Raw genomic sequence first — 17,762 nt, forward strand, 5'->3', positions numbered from 1 at the left:
TTTCTTGATTATTTTCTTGATTAATAAATATTATGAAAGCAGTTTTTAACTTAGCTTTGCCTCCTATCTGCTTTAAAGTTCTGTTAGTAGAAGACAACCCTCATGAAGCTGAGCTGATTGAAGATTTGCTGTCAGAAATAGGTGGCTCGCAGCGTATAGTGCTGACGAAAGTAGAGCGTCTCAGCGAAGCACAGCAGCGATTGAATCAAGAAACTTTTGACATAATTTTATTAGACCTTTCATTGCCCGATAGTCTGGGAATCGAGACGGTAGCTCGGGTACAAGAGTACGGGGTAAATGTGCCGATCGTAGTTCTGACCGCCCAAAACGACGAAGAACTTGCCCTGCGGTTGATTGCGGTCGGCGTACAGGATTATTTGGTAAAAAGAAAAATTGACAGCGAACTGTTAATTCGATCGCTCCGTTACGCCATAGAACGCCAGAACAGTCAAGATGCTTTGCGAAAAAGTGAAGAAAAATATCGCTCGGTGGTGGAAAATTCCCTGATCGGCATTGCCATCATCGCTCCAATTATTGACAGCGAAATTCCTCTAAATTGCCACTGGATAGAAGTTAACGATGCCCTGTGCAATTTGCTGGGCTATGAGCGCTACGAACTCGTGCAAAAGAATTGGCTAGAGTTGACTCATCCAGAAGATTTGGAGGCTAATTGTGAAAATTTTTCTCAGATGTTAGCAGGTAGGCTCGACGGTTACATCTTAGACAAAAGGTGGCTCAGAAAAAACGGCGGAATAGTTCACACGCGAGTTTCCCGGCGCTGCATCCGTCGCCTGGATGGGTCTATCGACCGGATAATCGAAGTAGTGTTGGACGTGAGCGATCGCTACCGCTACGAAGCCAAACTGAAAGCGTCAGAAGAATTTTTAAACCACACCATAAATGCTACGCCAGACCCAATTTTCGTCAAAGATGAGCAACACCGCTGGATGATATTAAATGATGCTTTTTGTCAGTTGGTCGGCCAATCCCGGCAAGAACTGATCGGCAAATCAGATTATGACTTTTTTCCCCAATCAGAAGCTGCTGTTTTTTGGACAAAAGATGAAGAAGTATTGACAACTGGTATCTGCTTGGAAACCGAAGAAAAATTTACAGACTCGGCAGGGAAAGAACACATAATTTCTACAAAAAAAAGCGTCTTCCAAATAGCAGATGGTAGTAAAGTAATAGTCGGTACAATTAGAGATTTTACCGCATATAGGCAGCAACAAAAAGCCCTGGAACAAAGCGAAGCTCGCTTTCAAAAATTGGTAGCTAATCTGCCGGGAATAATTTATCAATTACGAATGTCAGCCACTGGAAAAATGTCTTTCCCCTACATCTCTTCAGGCAGCCGGCAACTCTACGAATTAGAGGCAGAAGCAATAGAGCAAAATGCGGAACTGATTTCCAGCGGAATTCACCCAGACGATCTCTTAGATTTAAAAGCATCGATCGCAATTTCAGCCACTACGCTGGAACCTTGGCAGCAGCAGTGGCGGCAGACTTTACCATCTGGAAAAGTTAAGTGGCTGCAAGGAGCTGCGAGACCAGAAAGGCTCACTAATGAGAGCAAATCTGGCAGCGCAGGCGATATTCTCTGGGACGGTTTAGTGATGGATATCACTGAATTAAAGCAGGCACAAACAGAGCGCGATCGTTTTTTTACCATATCCTTAGACTTGCTTTGTATTGTAGGTTTTGACGGTCATTTTAAACGTTTAAACCCAGCTTGGTCAACAGCTTTAGGCTACAGTATTAGTGAATTGTTTGCCAAGCCAATGATCGAATTTGTTCATCCAGACGATCGAAAAGCTACCGCAGCGGAAGGAGCCAAACTAATTGCGGGTTCGTCCAGTATCTCCTTTGAAAACCGCTACATCTGCAAAGACGGTTCTTACAAATACTTCCTGTGGACGGCATCGCCATTTAGCGAAGAAGGTTTAATCTACTCAGTCGGTCACGACATTACCTCTCGTAAACAAGCAGAGTCCCAACTCCAGCGACAATCAGTAGCAATGGCCGCTGCTTATGACGGCATCGCCATTTTTAATAACAATAAAGAATGTATTTATTCCAACGACGCTTATCTCAAAATGTACGGCTTGGCTAGCCCTAGCGAACTGTATGGGAAGCAATGGAAAATGCTCTACAGTAAAGCAGAAAATTTATTTTTTGAACTACAAATAATGCCGATGCTCCTGCAAAATGGGTACTGCAATATAGAAGCTATCGGTGAGCGCCGTGACGGTACTAAGTTCCCTCAAGAATTGTCGCTGACCATGCTTGTCGGTGGCGAAATAATTTCTATAGTCCGCGATATAACTAATAGAAAACAGGTAGAATCAGCCCTGCGATCGAGCCAGCGTCGCTACCAAATTTTAGCAGAAGCATCGCCAGTTTGCATATTCCATACCGATACCTTGGGAAATTGCCTTTATGTGAATAAACGGTGGAGCGAAATTACGGGATTAAACGCAGGAGTAGCAGCAGAAATAGGCTGGATGAATGCCATACATCCCGATGATGTCGAGCGAGTAAAAAATGAATGGCATCTAGCAATTTTTGAGAAAATTCCTTTTAAATCAGAATACCGCTTTCAGCGTCCAGACGGTCGGGTAATCTGGGTGATCGGTCAGGCAATTGCAGAAATCGGAGACAAGCAGGAAATTAAAGGCTATATCGGCACTATTACTGATATTAGCGATCGCAAACAAGCAGAATTAGATTTGCTGCGAGTTACTCAAGCGGTGGAAAGCACCAGCGATGCGATCGGCATTGCTGACTTGACAGGGCGATCGCTCTACCACAATCAAGCTTTTGTTCAACAGTACGGCTACACCGCAGAAGAACTAAACACAGCAGGCGGATTAACAGCAATTTACCCCCAAAGTAATGTGCTGCTAGAAATGTTTAAAACGATCCGTAAAGGCAAATCTTGGCAAGGCGAACTCAAAATCAACACTAAAAACAACAAACTGGTAACAACTTTATTTCGCGCCGACGCCATTAAAGATGAAACTGGTCATTTAATCGGGTTAGTGGGAGTAATTACCGACATCACCGAACGCAAACAAGCGGAGATCGCCTTGCAGCAGCAATTAAGGCGAGAACGGCTGGTAGTTGCCATGCTCGATCGCATTCGCTCCTCCCTAAACTTAGAAGAAGTCCTGACAACTGCTGTCGAACAAGTGCGGCAATTTTTGCAAACAGACCGCACAGTTATTTACCGCTTTAATCCCGACTGGAGCGGTATTGTAGTTGTCGAATCTGTAGCCAAAGATATAGTTTCGCTGCAAGATTTTGACTATTTGGATACGTGTTTTAGAGATAAATTTGTTGATATTTACCAGCAAGGAAATATTCGCGCTATAGAAGATATTTACGCGGAAAATATGAGTGAATGTCACATTAAATTCCTAGAAAAATTTGAAGTTAAAGCTAACTTAATAGTGCCAATTTTACAAGCACGAGAAAGCATTTCCCAAGTCCAACCGACGGCAGAAAATCAGCTCTGGGGACTCCTGATCGCTCACGATTGCAGTGGCCCCCGTTCCTGGGATTCCTCAGAAATAGAATCTCTCCGGCAATTGTGCGTGCAATTGGCGATCGCGATCCAGCAATCGACGCTATTTCAACAAGCAAAAACGGAAATTGTCGATCGCAAACTTGCAGAATCTGCCCTCCAACAAGCTGCATTAGCTGCTGAAAGCGCCAACCGCGCCAAAAGCGAATTTCTTGCGAATATGAGCCACGAACTACGCACGCCTTTAAACGGCGTTTTAGGTTACACTCAAATCCTCAAAACCGACAAAGACTTAAGCTCTGATCACCAAGAAAGTCTGAGCAATATTCAACAGTGTGGTCAACACCTGCTGATGTTAATCGACGATGTTTTAGATCTTTCCAAAATTGAAGCTAGAAAAATGGAACTCTACCCGGAAGAGTTAAATTTTCTAAATTTTACGAAAAACCTTGCTGATCTCTTTCAGATGCGGGCGTCTCAAAAAGAAATTTTATTCCATTACGAACAAGTCTCTCCCCTGCCTAGCGGCGTTCGTGTCGATCCAAAAAGATTGCGCCAAATTCTCATAAATTTACTCAGCAATGCCGTTAAATTTACTAACACCGGCGGTGTGACTTTCAAAGTCGGCTATGTCGGCACAGGGGCCTGGAGTCGAGGGCAAGAAGAAAATTATGAGTTCTCGACTTTGAGTTCGGAACTGAAAGAAAACTATATGCGCTTCGCCCACAATCCGATCGCAGCCAAACACGCTTTAAAAATCCGCTTTCAAGTCGAGGATACCGGCACGGGAATAGACCAAAGCAAGTTAGAAGAAATATTTTTGCCTTTCCACCAAGTAGGATGCAATACGTTTGTTGAAGGTACAGGTCTCGGACTCTCGATTAGCCAGAAATTAGCGAAACTAATGGGTGCCGAAATTCGCGTCCACAGCACTTTGGGAAAAGGCAGCACTTTTTGGGTAGATTTAGAATTGCCAGCAGCTAAACGGTACTTAGAGGTGTCTCCTTTGCAGGAAAAACGCTGGCTTGTCGGTTTTGTTGGCAACAAGCAGAAAGTGCTAATCGTGGATGACAATCAACTGGATCGCGATTTGTTGTGCAGGCTGCTGCTGCGTTTGGGGTTTGAGGTTGCAGAGGCCCAAAACGGTCAAGAATGCCTCTGCAAAACAGTTGAATTTCAACCAGATATCATTTTAATGGACTTGCGGATGCCTGTAATGGATGGCTTAGAAACGGCAAGAAGACTGCGGCAGTTGCAGGAAGTAAAAGATGTTGTGTTAATCGCTATGTCAGCTAGCGTTTTCGAGGCTACGCAGCAAGATAGCATCCTCGCAGGGTACGATGCTTTTCTTCCCAAACCGATCGAAGCAAATCACTTTTTGGAACAGTTGCGCGTGCGTTTGGGACTAGAATGGATTTATGGGGAATCTTCGGAAAACAAAAAGCGCAAACATCCCAGTTTGTCACCAGCCTCTGATTTTCCTGCTTATTCTTCTCTGTTACCTGCAGCTTCTGAGTCGGTAGTAAAACTTTTGAAACTCGCAGCTATGGGCGACATTGAAGAAATTTTTGATGAGAGTGCTAAGCTGGAGAGTTTAGAACCTAATTTAATGCCGTTTGTCTCGAAGCTGCGCCAACTTGCTAAGGGATTTCAGCTCAAACAAATTCGGAATACTTTAAAGCAATATATCGATGGTCAGTAGTCAGTAGTCAGTGGTCAGTAGTCAGTAGTGATATCATGTGCGATCGCTCGATAGGACATGATATCACTCTAATAGCCAACCAAATAATTCTCCTACTGTCAGTTGCAATTCCCTGGCAAAAGATGGCATGGGCAATAACTGTTCCGGTTCGTCAAATACCTCCGTTGATTGAGTCGGCCGATATACAAAAACCGATCGCTCCTCTGGATCGATTAACCAACCCATTTGAGTTCCGTGCTTGAGACAATGTAAAATATTTTTAGTAACTTTAGTTTGGCTTTGGTCGGGGGAGAGGATTTCAATTGTCCAATCCGGGGCGATCGCAAACACATTTGCCACACCACCATTTTCTTTACGGGGAATGCGCTCCCAAGTGAATACAGTCACGTTGGGAACGATCGCTCGACCGCCAAAAATGCACCGTAGTTCTGGAAATGCTCGCGCCACCTTTTGAGGTTTAAGAGCAGTATTAGCAGCGCTTGTCAACTCGCCTTGAATGACACTATGTTCTCCTTGAGGCATCGGTTTTTGAATGATTTCACCGTCAATGTACTCGCTGGCTGGTTTGGTTTCTGGCAACTTCAGAAACTCTTGGAGTGTCAAAGATTTTGGCAGGGTTTGTACCATCCAATTTTACCTATAAAATAGAGTTTCATCTGCTATTTTACCCAAAAGTCCCGGACTCGTGCGATCGGCGATCCACTTACTTCAACATCCGGCTATAGCACCTTGCATCCTGCGGCTAATCTTGCTTCTATATATTCAGAGACAGTTTTTGAGAGAGTTGGGATTGAAATTACTTTGCCTCAGTAACGGCCACGGAGAAGACGCGATCGCCCTTCGCATCTTGCAGGAACTGCAACAGCACCCGCATCCGCCAGAATTAGCCGTGTTTCCGCTAGTGGGTGAAGGGCAAGCTTTCGCTCAACTAGAAAACGCCCGCATCATCGGCCCGGTGCAGCGGATGCCTTCGGGCGGCTTTATTTACATGGACGGGAGGGAATTTTTGCGCGATGTCAAAGGCGGCCTGCTGCAGTTGACAATCGCTCAGTTTAAAGCCATCCGCGCTTGGGTGCGAAGCCAACAACAGTCTGGGAATCAAGACGGCGTTATTTTAGCCTGCGGGGATATTGTACCGCTGCTGTTTGCTTGGCTCAGCGGCGCGCCCTATGCCTTTGTCGGTACTGCCAAGTCCGAGTATTATTTGCGGGACGAGGACGGGCCTCTGGCTCGCAAATCCAGGGTCTTTGGTGGGTGGAATTGGTCGCGATCGGTTTATTTGCCTTGGGAGCGCTGGTTGATGGCTCGATCGCGCTGTAGAGCCGTTTTTGCCAGGGACGCGCTGACCGCCGAGACTTTACAAAAGCTGGGAATTCCCGCTTACAATCTCGGAAACCCGATGATGGACGGACTCGAACCGGAAAACCCCGCCGGTTTTTACGGCCCTGACGCAGAGTTTCGGGAAATCGAGCGATCGCTCATCATCACCTTACTCCCCGGTTCTCGAGCGCCGGAAGCCTATGCTAATTGGCTGCTAATAGTAGAGGCTGTAGCCGGAATTTTATCGCTGTTTGCCGATCGCAAATTGTTATTTTTCGGAGCCATTTCTCCCCAGTTAAACTTAGAAGCTTTGCGACCTAGTTTAGAATTTTTCGGCTGGCGACAAGACGGCGAAATTAGAACGCAGCGGCGAGAAGGAAGTATTTTGCGACCTCCTGTTTCTAGCGCTCAAGAAATGCAGAAAGAATCTCCTAATTTACTATTGCCCATGACATTTGTGCAGAGAAACGCCACGATGATTTTGACTCAGCAAAGTTTTAACGATTGTTTGTACGAAGCCGATTTAGCAATAGCAATGGCAGGTACGGCTACAGAACAATTTGTAGGTTTAGGAAAACCCGCGATCGCCATTCCCGGAAACGGCCCGCAATTTACTTTCGCTTTTGCAGAAGCTCAAAGTCGCCTGTTAGGCCCGTCATTAATTTTAGTCAAACATCCCGCCGAAGTTGCCGGCGCCGTGCAGTCTTTGCTCCGCGACCCCGACAGGTTGCAGCTAATCGCTGAAAATGGCTGGCGCCGCATGGGAGAACCCGGTGCAGCAGCCAGAATTGCCGAATGTTTAATTCAGCGGTTCGGCGGTGAATGCAGCAATTCTCAATTGCCTGCAATCGACTAGGGACAAAACAATGTTTTGTCCCTACCAAATATCTTTAATTCTACTTTTTAAACAAAAATCTCGTTGGCTAACTACTAACTTCCGTTGTCTGTAGTGAGGAATGCAAGTCCTCTGATTTTTATGAGGACTTGCATTCCGATGCTGCAAACCAATTTTATTGTGCTTGTTCGAGTAGGTGTGCAGGGCCGTGCACCTTACTAATAAGCTGTTGCGGCCTTGAAATTGTATGTCAAAAAAAATCAAAGTCTTGTGGGGTGGGCGTCCCGCCCGCCCTGAATATACAATTTAAATGCGCGACAGCTTACACCACTTGCAGAAAAATTTAATTCGCCGTTTTTTCCGAAGATGGAACCCAGAAATTAGCTTGAGGAATTTTAAAATCAGACTTAACCAACACTCCCGGTTCTCGCTGCACAGGCAGCACATCTAAAGTATCCGTTTGCGCGCAATATTTTAAATCTTCAATAACACCTAAACCGAGGAGGCGCTGACCGTGGCTGGCCCTTTCCAACAATTCGTGCAACCTATCTTGCCAGTGCAAATAAAGAGCAATAGCCCCAAATACTTCATCGTTACCAGCAAAATCGCTCGCAGGAATACCGCTTTCTGCCAGGAGACTTTGGGCGATCGCACCAGCACAAACCGTATCTTCCAACGAATAACTCCCTTCCCAACCAGAACCCACAATCCAAATAGTTTCCGGCTGTTTATTTAACAAAAACTGCACCACAGATTTGCGGTTAATCAAAGCCGCCGTTAACACAGTTGCAGCAGCTTGCACTCGTTCCAGAGCCCGAGTACCGTTAGTTGTGCTGATAAAAATTCGCTTCCCAGTCACCTTTTCTGGCGTGCAGTCGAGGGGGGAATTCCCCATGTCAAATCCGTCAACTTTGCCGCCACCGCGCTCTCCGGCGCGAATCCGCTTATCTGCAGGCCATTTTTCGCTCTCGGCCATTAGCTTATCTAAGTCGCTGAAAACTTGGACAGCTTCCGCCCCATTATTCAGGGCCGTTGCCATTGTCGTAGTCGCCCGCAGCACATCAACTGCGATCGCGCAAGCCGGCATTTTGTCGCCTGGCGTAAGTTCCGGGGTATGGTAAATAAAAAGCTTCACTTTTGGGCAACCTGCGATAAATCCTCATCAGTCATAATAATGGAAAATGGATGATAGAAAATAGAGTCGAGTCCTCAAAAGCAGAAAATATGTCAAAACAGTTAAATTCAAACCCCGCCCACGCCGCCATTACCGCACCAATTGGACTCCTGGCAGGTTTCACTTATCCTTTGCGAGCTTTCACGCTAATTTTGCAAACTCCCAAGCTGTGGACTTATGTATTAGTTCCCGTGGTGCTAAATTTTATAATTGGTATTGGTCTTTATTTAAGCTTGCTATTTCCCAGTTTGGCTAGGATAGACGTTTTGGTTGCCGATTTGTCCGTCCGATTTAATGCTTTAATTGCGAGTTTTCCAGCTTGGCTGAGCTTTCTTGGCGTGTTAACAGTCGCTTTCGGCTGGCTGCTGCGCGTACTCCTAGTGTCAGGACTTTTGCTGATAATTGGATTTTTGTTAGTGCAGTTTGGCGTGATTTTAGGTTCGCCCTGGTACGGCAAACTTTCCGAACAATTGGAACTGCTGCGGAACGGTCAATTGCCCGCAGAAGCACCAATGAATTTGGCGAGTAGTTTTGAGGATATTCAAAGGGCGATCGCCTTTGAACTGCGAAAACTACAAATTTTGTTGAGCGTCGGTATACCGCTGCTGCTGCTAAATTTCATTCCAGGAGTCGGCTCTATTCTTAGCAGTTTGGGTGGCGTAGCTTTGGGCGCGACTATTGTCTGTTTGGACTTTTTAGATGCACCTTTGGAGAGGCGGAGGCGACCTTTTCAGGAGAAGTTGGAGATCATTTGGGCGAGTTTGCCGGCCAGCGGGAGTTTTGGTTTGGTTTGTTTGGGTTTGGTAAGCATTCCGCTGTTGAATCTGTTGGCGATTCCGCTGTGTGTGACGGCGGGAACGTTATTTTTTTGCGATCGCATTTGGCCGGCGCGCTTTGCCCCAGAAGAAAGAAAGAGCGATCGAGAAACTAACATTACAACTTAAAAACTAGGGAGATGCTTCTTCCTTCGGCTGACTCTGGGAGTTAAGACCCAAAAACGGGCTTAACAACAGCCAGCTAATGAAGAAAAATGATGCTGTAAATAGCTGGACAATATCGATCGCCGACAAATATCCGTCAGATAATAGTGCAATAGTTCTATCTGTCAGCCCGAATATCCAAGAGAGAATCCCAAACAGCCAAATGCCTTTTTGGAGCATGGGCAAAAATGCTGAAACTTCGGAGTTTTGCTGCTTGTTCATTGATTTAGCCCTTGTTTGCGAAAAGTCTAATTAACCGGGGCACCCCAAGGGCTTAAGGATTTTTGGTGTCTCCTCGGATTCCCTTTGTTATCTATATGTTAAGAAATATTTCCCGATATGACAACGCGCCCTGAGAGGGATTCCCGCATCTATCTCAAGAGGTAGTTGGAGCGCTGACAAAGAGTTATATTTGCTACACTTTGGCAGCGACGCTAGAGATTTTGCCGATTTTTTGAGAGATAAATTGCTGACCACGGATAGCAGCGGGATCTCTTGGCACAAAAAAAAGCTTGTAATTTATATTGAATTATACCATACTACAAAATGAACAAGTCTGGTTAAAGAACGATCGTGAGTTTTGTACTGAGGAGGGAGAGTTATCAAAGCCCTAAAAGCCACAGCACAAACAATTTGATGATCAGTATCAACCCGGCTTGATATGAGTTCAGCGTCAATAAAATCGAACAATGGCACGCTTAAATCAGATTATTGCGATCGAAAAAGGCATCAAAAGCCGATCCGTCCAAGAACTCGCAGAAGCTCAAAAAGCACTCCAGAAGCCCGCTGTGCTTTCTGGAATCTCCCGTACTTACCGCCCCAAAGACGAAGAAGGCGAACAACTGCCGCCAGAGTCCAAAAAAGTTGAAGTCAAAGCCGAAGAGATTATCCGCAAAACGACTGAATTTTTGACCAAACTCTTCGACGTAACCGCAACCAAAGATTGGACAAATTGTAGCGCCAGCGCTGACATAACTGTAGACGATCAGAACTGCTGGGTTTTATGGTAATTTATCAATCAAAGTGATACGACTTCCCCAAAAAAGAATGCAAAACCAAGCTCTAAACCGATACAGCGTCAGTCATTTCCAATCTAAAATCTAAAATCTAAAATCTAAAATGGTATGATTTACTGCATCAATCCTCAATGCGAACAACGCGAAAATCCTGCTGCTGCTCAAAATTGTCAGGCTTGTGGCACGGATTTGTTAATTGCCGATCGCTATCGTATCCTTAAACCAGTGCGATCGCCCAATCCCGCACGCCCCACAGACATCTTTGAAGTCGAAGACTTGGGAACCGGGGAAAACGAATGGGGCACTGTCAAAATTTTAAAAGTCTTGAAACACGCCCACAATCCCGATTTAGTTCGCTTGTTCAAGCAAGAAGCGCGAGTTTTGATTTGGCTGGCCGGAAAGGGTTCAGTTCCCCATGTCGAACCTGACGGTTATTTCCAAATTAAACTCCCCCATAACTTCCAGAAATTGTCTTGTTTGGTGATGGAAAAAATTAGCGGAGAAAACTTGGCAGAATTCTTAACTAAAAAACAGTACGTTTCTCAAAAGCTGGCTCTTGATTGGCTGCAACAAATGCTTCGTATTTTGCAGGAAATCCACAAACATCATGTAGTGCATCGGGATATTAAGCCATCCAACCTGATGGTTGAAGCCAATGGAAAATTGAGATTAATTGACTTCGGCGCCACCACAGAAGCAGAGATAGAGACCGCACCCATAGGTTCTGCTGGATACGCTGCACCGGAACAAATTCTAGGTAAAGCAGGCGTGCGATCGGATTTTTTTGCTTTAGGGCGTACTTTTGTACACTTATTAACAGGCATAGAGCCGATCGACTTTCCCGTTAATGAAAAAACTGGTAAAATTAATTGGAGGAACCAGGCTGTAGATATTGACCCGTTACTTCTAGAGTCGATCGACGAATTGATCGAACCGCTACCGGAAAACCGACCGGAAAATACCCAAGTTATTTTAGAAAAATTAGAAAAATTAAAAATTCACGACGCAGACCCCCTGAAAAAGGGGGACGCAACATCGCTTCAATAAATCTCTTCCAACCTGCGAAAATCCCGCTCAACTTCCGCCCACAAAGCCCGATTGTGAGGGTCAGTTTTCACAGCCTTTTTCAAATAAATTCTCGCCTTATCAACCTGCTTTTCTCCGATCAAATGCCGTCCCCAGCGCTGATAGGCGATCGCCTGCCACTGACGCACCTCCAAATCTTCGGGAACCCGCTGGGCCAAACCCTCAATCAAGGCGATCGCCCGCGGGAACCTCTGATATTTCAGCAACTGCTGCAACTCAACATAAGCATCTTGCTTTAACTTTTGTTCTACCGCCGACAGATCCGCATTAGATTGAACCGCGGCCTCTTTTCGAGTCACTTTAACTGCTTGCGGTTGAGCTTTCACCCCCAGATCCGGCGGTGTCGAAGTAGGCGGCACAGTTGAATTGGCAACTTTCGACTCCGCAACATGGTGGGGGGCAACATTCACCAGGAACTTATAAGCCTCAGTAATAGCAATAAACTTATTTTTAGCCTGTTCGTTTCCCGGATTCACATCGGGGTGATACTGTCTCGCTAACTGCCGATAAGAGGTCTTAACTTGCGATAAACTCGCACCTGACCTCAGTCCTAACTGTCGGTAATAATCTGCAATATCCATTTAGCATGAATGAGCGTTGATAATTCCATTAAATATGGCAGAATCCTTAAATGTAAAGATTCTGCCAAAATTTAGTGCGAACTAGGTTGTAGTGGGAGGGTTGCCCACACTACGGTCGCGCAAAAATAACTTACGGACGATCTTCGATTACTCTGTCAATCAAGCCGTATTCCTTGGCTTCCTCAGCGGACATGAAATAGTCGCGATCCATGTCCTTCTCGATTTTCTCGATCGGCTTGCCAGTATTCTTAGCATAGATATTATTGAGCTCGTGGCGCAGCCGCAGAATCTCTTTCGCCTCAATCTGAATATCCGTTGCTTGTCCCCGCGTGCCCCCAGAAGGCTGGTGAATCATGATTCGCGAGTGAGGCAAAGCTAAGCGTTTCCCCTTCGCACCGGCAGCTAACAGGAAAGAACCCATCGAAGCAGCCAAGCCCACACAAATCGTCACCACGTCTGATTTAATGTGCTGCATGGTATCAAAAATAGCCATGCCTGCCGACACCATTCCCCCTGGGGAATTGATGTACAAAATAATATCCTTACCAGAATCTTCCGAATCAAGATAGAGCATCACAGCGATGATTTGATTGGCAATTTCATCGTCAATGTCTCTGCCCAAGAAAATAATTCGTTCCCGGTAGAGGCGATCGTAGATATTAATCCACTGAGTATCATAACCACCCGGCATTTTGTAGGGAACTTTTGGCACACCTATAGGCATAATTCGGAACTCCGTTTAGTTGGTAATTGGTGATCGGGCAATTGGGCATCGGGCAATTGGGCAATTGGGCATTGGGCATTGGGCAATTGGGCAATTGGGCATTGGGCATCGGGCATTGTTAGTCATAAAAAGACTATTTAGTAACTAATCAGGGTAGGAACTACTAGGCATTAACCCTTAATTCTTAGTCATTCCCGATTCCCGATTCCCGATTCCCAATTCCCGATTCCCGATTCCCGATTCCCAGTTAGATGACTCCTGCAGGCAGCGGTTTCGGCAATTCTTCCGAACTTTCAAGAACGCGATCGATCAAACCGTATTCTTTCGCTTCATAAGGCGTCATGTACAGCAACCGATCCATATCTTTAGTAATCTTTTCGATCGGTTGGCCAGTACAGCTTGCAAAAATATCAAGCATTGTCGCTTTATTTGCCAGCACTTCCTTAGCCCGAATTTGAATGTCGCTTGCTTGACCCCGCGTGTAAGCCTTGGGTTGATGCAACACAATCGAAGCGTGGGGCAAACTCGCCCGAAAGCCTTTTGTACCGGCCGCTAACAGCATCGCAGACATCCCCATTGCCGAACCGAGGCAAATAGTGTGCACAGGCGGCTTAATGTACCTGATCGTATCGCAGATAGCGAAGGCTTCTGTTTCAAAGCCGACGGGTTCGCCACTGTAACCAGAAGTGCCGGTCGAGTTGATGTAGATTTTGATCGGCTTATCCGGGTCTTCGTACTGCAAGAACAACAGTTCAGCGATAATCAGTTCTGTTACCGCAGGCACCAGAGGCATCCCCAGATAAACGATCCGCTCCTTCAGCAACAGGGATGGCAAATCGGGAGGTGGCGTCCGAGAGTTCCCTTCCCCGTAGTATGGCGATTGCACAGCTTTAATTGGTGTGTTCATATAACCGAAATGTTGCCTGAACTGATGGAGCTATTCTTAAAGAAATAGTAACGCAATCTTTAGGTATCCCGCATGAAAGTTAGTTTGCTCCCGGTTTTAAACGACCCTAACCTTGACGCTGCTGCGCCCTCGACGCAGCGCCAGCTAGCTATTTCAGTGTCTGCGACGGCAAGCTCGATCGACTCCAGCGTACCCTTAAACCTGTGCCTGATTCTCGACCACAGTGGTTCGATGGGCGGACGCCCCTTGGAAACCGTCAAACAAGCCGCCGGACGGTTGCTCGACAGGTTGAAGCCCGGGGATCGCTTTTGCGCGGTGGCTTTCGACCACAAAGCCAAAGTCCTCGTCCCCAATCAAATTGTGGGAGATCCCAGCAGCATTAAACGGCAAATTGAGCAATTGCGCTCGGCCGGTGGCACAGCAATTGATGAGGGCATTAAGTTAGGTATTGAAGAGTTGGGCAAAGGCAAAAAAGAAGCTATATCTCAGGCGTTTCTGCTGACTGACGGCGAAAACGAACACGGCGACGACAGCCGCTGTTTGAAGTTGGCTAAATTGGCTGCCGACTACAACATGACTTTAAATTCTCTGGGATTTGGCGATAACTGGAACCAGGATATTCTGGAAAAAATTGCTGATGCTGGCGGCGGTGCTCTGGCTCACATTCAGCGTCCTGAAGATGCGGTTGACGAGTTTGGTAAACTGTTTAGTCGCGTCCAAGGTGTAGGTTTGACTAATGCTTATTTGCTATTTTCCCTAATGCCAAAAGTGCGGTTAGCCGAACTCAAACCGATCGCCCAAGTTGCCCCGGATACGATCGAATTACCGATACAGCAAGAGGGCGATCGTTTTATGGTGCGCCTGGGAGATTTAATGAAGGATATAGAGCGAGTAGTTTTGGCTAATATTTATATTGGACAGTTGTCCGAAGGTACACAGGCGATCGGGCAATTGCAAATTCGCTACGACGATCCGACTGTCGGGCAAGGTTTGCTTTCCGATCCTGTTGCAGTTTCTGCTAATGTCTTAAAAGTTTATCAGCCAGCACTTAACCCGATGGTGCAGCAGCACATTTTAGCTTTGGCTAAATACCGCCAAACTCAACTCGCAGAAACTAGATTGCAACAGGGCGATCGCGCCGGCGCGGCAACGATGTTGCAAACAGCAGCTAAAACTGCTTTGCAAATGGGCGATAAAAGTGCCGCAACTGTGCTGCAAACCTCTGCTACTCGCTTGCAATCTGGTGAACAATTGAGTGAAGCCGATCGCAAGAAAACTCGGATTGCTTCTAAAACTATTTTGAAGTAATCGCGCGATTTGAAATTCTAAATAATTTTAAATTGGGCGATCGGACAATTTGGTGATGCGAAATCGCCTCTACAAAAACGAAACCCGCCTGGGCGCGGGTTTCAATATTCTGAGTCTCGCCTGCAAAAGGCGAAAGTCAGTGTATGCCGATTGTTTCAAGCTGTGGATCGTGTAGAAGCTCGATCGTTTAGAATGTTTGTATCACCTCTCAACAGTGCTTGTAAGCTGTTGTGCATTTAATTTTTAGGTTGAGGGCGGGCAGGATGCCCACCCCATAAGAGGAAAAATTTATTTTAGTATGCAATTTAAATGCGGATTAGCTTATGAGCCAGACAATATCTGATAAAGTACGCTGGACTACCGCCGATTTAGAACTATTGCCCGATAACGGCGATCGTTACGAAATTATTGATGGAGAGTTATTTGTGACCTGGGCAGCACACTGGAATCATCAAGAAGTTTGTGGTAACATTTGCATAGAGTTAAATAATTGGTCACAAAAAACAGGATTAGGAGAATCAGTAATTAGTCCAGGGGTGATTTTTACAGATGTAGATTGTGTTATTCCTGATGTGGTTGGGATTAGCAACGAACGCTTGGCTATCTTGCTAGACGAAGCGGGACATTTAACCGCCGCACCAGAGTTAATTGTTGAAGTGTTATCCCCCGGTGCAGACAATCAGACACGCGATCGAGACGTGAAACTCAGACTCTATTCGGTGCGACGAGTGCAGGAATACTGGGTTGTGAATTGGCAATTGCAGCAAATAGAAGTTTATCGCAGGGAACAAGCAAGTTTAAGGCTCATTGCTACACTGTTGAGCAATGATGAACTAACTTCCCCTTTGTTGCCCGGTTTTAGTTGTTCGGTCGCTCAAATTTTTGCCTAAATTATGAAATCATCATTTTACAATTTAATTGCTACTCTAGTAATCTTTACTATCTTTGGTAATATATCCCCTGCTGTCTCTGCTAAATCCTCAGCAATATTAATAGCTCAAAAAACGATTGTTCAAAATCCTGCTGAAGATTTATTTAATAGTGCTTTAGCCAAATCAGAGGCAGGAGACATTCCAGGGGCGATCGCCGATTACACAGAAGCCATCCGCCTCAACCCGAACTACGCCAAAGCCTACAACAAACGCGGCATCATCCACGGCCGCAATCTCAAAGATTATCCAGCAGCTAAAGCAGATTTCGATCGCGCAATTGAAATTAACCCCAACTACGGCGACGCCTACTACAACCGCGCCAGAGTCCGCGAGTTCTTAGAAGACAAACCGGGGGCGATCGCCGATTATCAAAAAGCAGCAGAACTCTATCAAAAAGATGGCAATACCAACGATTATCAAGATGCCATCAAACATCTTCAAATGCTGCAAGAATAAATGGCTTTTGAAAACATAGTATAATATGCTTCGATCAGCGTTCATCCGCGTCCATCTGCGGTTAAACACTCCAAATTAACTATTCAAAAAATGCCCGAAAATTCCACCGTTACCGTTACCGTACCCGCCACAACCGCCAACCTAGGCCCCGGCTTCGACTGCATCGGCGCCGCTTTAAGCCTCTACAACCGCTTCCAATTCTCCCGACTCGAACCCTCAGCAACCGAGAAACTAAAAATTACTGTTACAGGCAAAGAAACCACCAAAGTCAAGACAGATGACAGCAATCTCGCTTATCAAGCATTTATAAAGTTATACGGATACCTGAACCAATCGCCGCCGCCCGTAGCCATACATATAGATATGCAAGTGCCGCTGGCTAGAGGTTTAGGAAGTTCCGCCACAGCTATTGTCGGTGGGTTAGTTGGTGCAAATGAATTAGCCGGAAAGCCTTTGAGTCAGGTGGAAGTGATGCAATTGGCGATCGAACTTGAAGGACATCCCGACAACGTTGTCCCCGCTTTACTGGGAGGATGTCGCCTCGCTGCTAGCAATGCACCCCCCCAACCCCCCCTTAGTAAGGGGGGGCTAAGAGAAGAATTCCCCCTTACCGACGCGGGGATCACACAATCACCGCCCCTTAGCAAGGGGGGGCAGGGGGGGGGTTCATGGGAGATTTGCGATATTCCCTGGCATCCGAATATTGTGCCCGTGGTAGCCATCCCCGATTTTGAACTTTCTACAGCCGAAGCCCGCAAAGTTTTGCCAGCAGATTACAGTAAGGCTGACGCGATTTTTAATGCTGCACACCTCGGTTTGCTAGTGCGGGCTTTGGAAACTGGCAATGAAAACTGGCTGCGCTGCGCCCTCCAAGACAAAATTCACCAACCTTATCGGCAATCTCTGATTAAGGGATATGAAGCGGTGCAACAAGCTGCCCTGAATGCAGGGGCCTATGAAATGGTAATTAGCGGTGCCGGGCCAACGCTTTTAGCTTTAACGGATATGGCTAACGCCGAGGCGGTTGAAAAAGCGATGGCGGCTGCTTGGATGGAATTTGGGGTAAAGGCTGAGGTAAGGGCGATCGGCATCGATACTCAAGGCGCGCAAGTCTCCCTTTAGTTATTCCACTCCTAGACACACAACATCTACATAACCGTGTTTTGTAGGGGCAATCTCCCGTTGTTGCCCCTCTCCAGAGAATTATTCATATTT

General features: G+C 46.2%; 15 protein-coding genes. 9 read left to right on the top strand and 6 right to left on the bottom strand.

All coding sequences use genetic code 11. The features are described 5' to 3' along the window. The first annotated feature begins 32 nt into the window (after positions 1-32). Positions 33-5,228 carry a PAS domain S-box protein gene (locus Q5691_RS01980; protein ID WP_333343816.1) on the top strand — a complete coding sequence of 1,732 codons (5,196 nt, stop codon included), beginning with the start codon at positions 33-35 and terminating at the stop codon, positions 5,226-5,228. Between the two features lie 63 nt (positions 5,229-5,291). On the opposite strand, the gene Q5691_RS01985 is transcribed toward Q5691_RS01980, so the two are convergent. Then, on the bottom strand, positions 5,292-5,855 hold the full coding sequence (locus Q5691_RS01985; protein WP_333309852.1) for a Uma2 family endonuclease: 564 nt from the start codon (positions 5,853-5,855) through the stop codon (positions 5,292-5,294). A 163-nt stretch (positions 5,856-6,018) separates the two neighbouring features. On the opposite strand from Q5691_RS01985, the gene Q5691_RS01990 reads away from it, so the two are divergent. Next, positions 6,019-7,404, top strand: coding sequence for a lipid-A-disaccharide synthase-related protein (locus Q5691_RS01990; protein ID WP_333343817.1), 1,386 nt, complete (start codon positions 6,019-6,021; stop codon positions 7,402-7,404). A 322-nt stretch (positions 7,405-7,726) separates the two neighbouring features. Here Q5691_RS01990 and Q5691_RS01995 read toward each other — a convergent pair whose 3' ends face one another. Beyond that, positions 7,727-8,518, bottom strand: coding sequence for a 2-phosphosulfolactate phosphatase family protein (locus tag Q5691_RS01995; protein ID WP_333309857.1), 792 nt, complete (start codon positions 8,516-8,518; stop codon positions 7,727-7,729). An 89-nt stretch (positions 8,519-8,607) separates the two neighbouring features. Between Q5691_RS01995 and Q5691_RS02000 the strand changes: the two genes are divergently transcribed. Then, entirely contained in the window at positions 8,608-9,501 is an 894-nt protein-coding gene (locus Q5691_RS02000) for an EI24 domain-containing protein (protein ID WP_333209291.1), read from the top strand. Between the two features lie 3 nt (positions 9,502-9,504). On the opposite strand, the gene Q5691_RS02005 is transcribed toward Q5691_RS02000, so the two are convergent. Next, positions 9,505-9,759, bottom strand: a complete 255-nt coding sequence (locus Q5691_RS02005; RefSeq protein WP_333084919.1) for a hypothetical protein — start codon at positions 9,757-9,759, stop codon at positions 9,505-9,507. A gap of 467 nt (positions 9,760-10,226) precedes the next feature. Between Q5691_RS02005 and Q5691_RS02010 the strand changes: the two genes are divergently transcribed. Next, on the top strand, positions 10,227-10,547 hold the full coding sequence (locus tag Q5691_RS02010; RefSeq protein ID WP_333209293.1) for a DUF7873 family protein: 321 nt from the start codon (positions 10,227-10,229) through the stop codon (positions 10,545-10,547). Positions 10,548-10,661: 114 nt separating this feature from the next. Beyond that, positions 10,662-11,600: a serine/threonine-protein kinase gene (locus Q5691_RS02015; protein WP_333209294.1), complete on the top strand. Its 939-nt coding sequence runs from the start codon at positions 10,662-10,664 to the stop codon at positions 11,598-11,600. Here Q5691_RS02015 and Q5691_RS02020 read toward each other — a convergent pair. From Q5691_RS02020 to Q5691_RS02030, 3 genes are all read right to left on the bottom strand, one after another. After that, positions 11,594-12,220 (bottom strand): J domain-containing protein, encoded by a 627-nt coding sequence (locus Q5691_RS02020; RefSeq protein ID WP_333209296.1) that lies wholly within the window; start codon positions 12,218-12,220, stop codon positions 11,594-11,596. The genes Q5691_RS02015 and Q5691_RS02020 overlap by 7 nt on opposite strands. A gap of 130 nt (positions 12,221-12,350) precedes the next feature. Then, a complete protein-coding gene (locus Q5691_RS02025) occupies positions 12,351-12,944 on the bottom strand; it encodes an ATP-dependent Clp protease proteolytic subunit (protein WP_172188328.1) in 594 nt (197 codons plus the stop codon). 247 nt (positions 12,945-13,191) lie between these two features. Continuing rightward, on the bottom strand, positions 13,192-13,851 hold the full coding sequence (locus Q5691_RS02030) for an ATP-dependent Clp protease proteolytic subunit (RefSeq protein ID WP_333209298.1): 660 nt from the start codon (positions 13,849-13,851) through the stop codon (positions 13,192-13,194). Positions 13,852-13,923: 72 nt separating this feature from the next. Here Q5691_RS02030 and Q5691_RS02035 point away from each other — a divergent pair, with 72 nt between their 5' ends. From Q5691_RS02035 to thrB, 4 genes are all read left to right on the top strand, one after another. After that, positions 13,924-15,159: a VWA domain-containing protein gene (locus Q5691_RS02035; protein WP_333343819.1), complete on the top strand. Its 1,236-nt coding sequence runs from the start codon at positions 13,924-13,926 to the stop codon at positions 15,157-15,159. Positions 15,160-15,482: 323 nt separating this feature from the next. Next, a complete protein-coding gene (locus tag Q5691_RS02040; RefSeq protein ID WP_333209302.1) occupies positions 15,483-16,049 on the top strand; it encodes a Uma2 family endonuclease in 567 nt (188 codons plus the stop codon). A 3-nt stretch (positions 16,050-16,052) separates the two neighbouring features. Beyond that, a complete protein-coding gene (locus tag Q5691_RS02045) occupies positions 16,053-16,547 on the top strand; it encodes a tetratricopeptide repeat protein (RefSeq protein WP_333209303.1) in 495 nt (164 codons plus the stop codon). Between the two features lie 90 nt (positions 16,548-16,637). Beyond that, positions 16,638-17,669, top strand: coding sequence for a homoserine kinase (gene thrB, locus Q5691_RS02050; protein ID WP_333343820.1), 1,032 nt, complete (start codon positions 16,638-16,640; stop codon positions 17,667-17,669). Positions 17,670-17,762: the final 93 nt, after the last annotated feature.

This window comes from Microcoleus sp. w1-18aA5 (assembly GCF_036701705.1).
In the GTDB taxonomy this organism is placed as follows: domain Bacteria; phylum Cyanobacteriota; class Cyanobacteriia; order Cyanobacteriales; family Microcoleaceae; genus Microcoleus.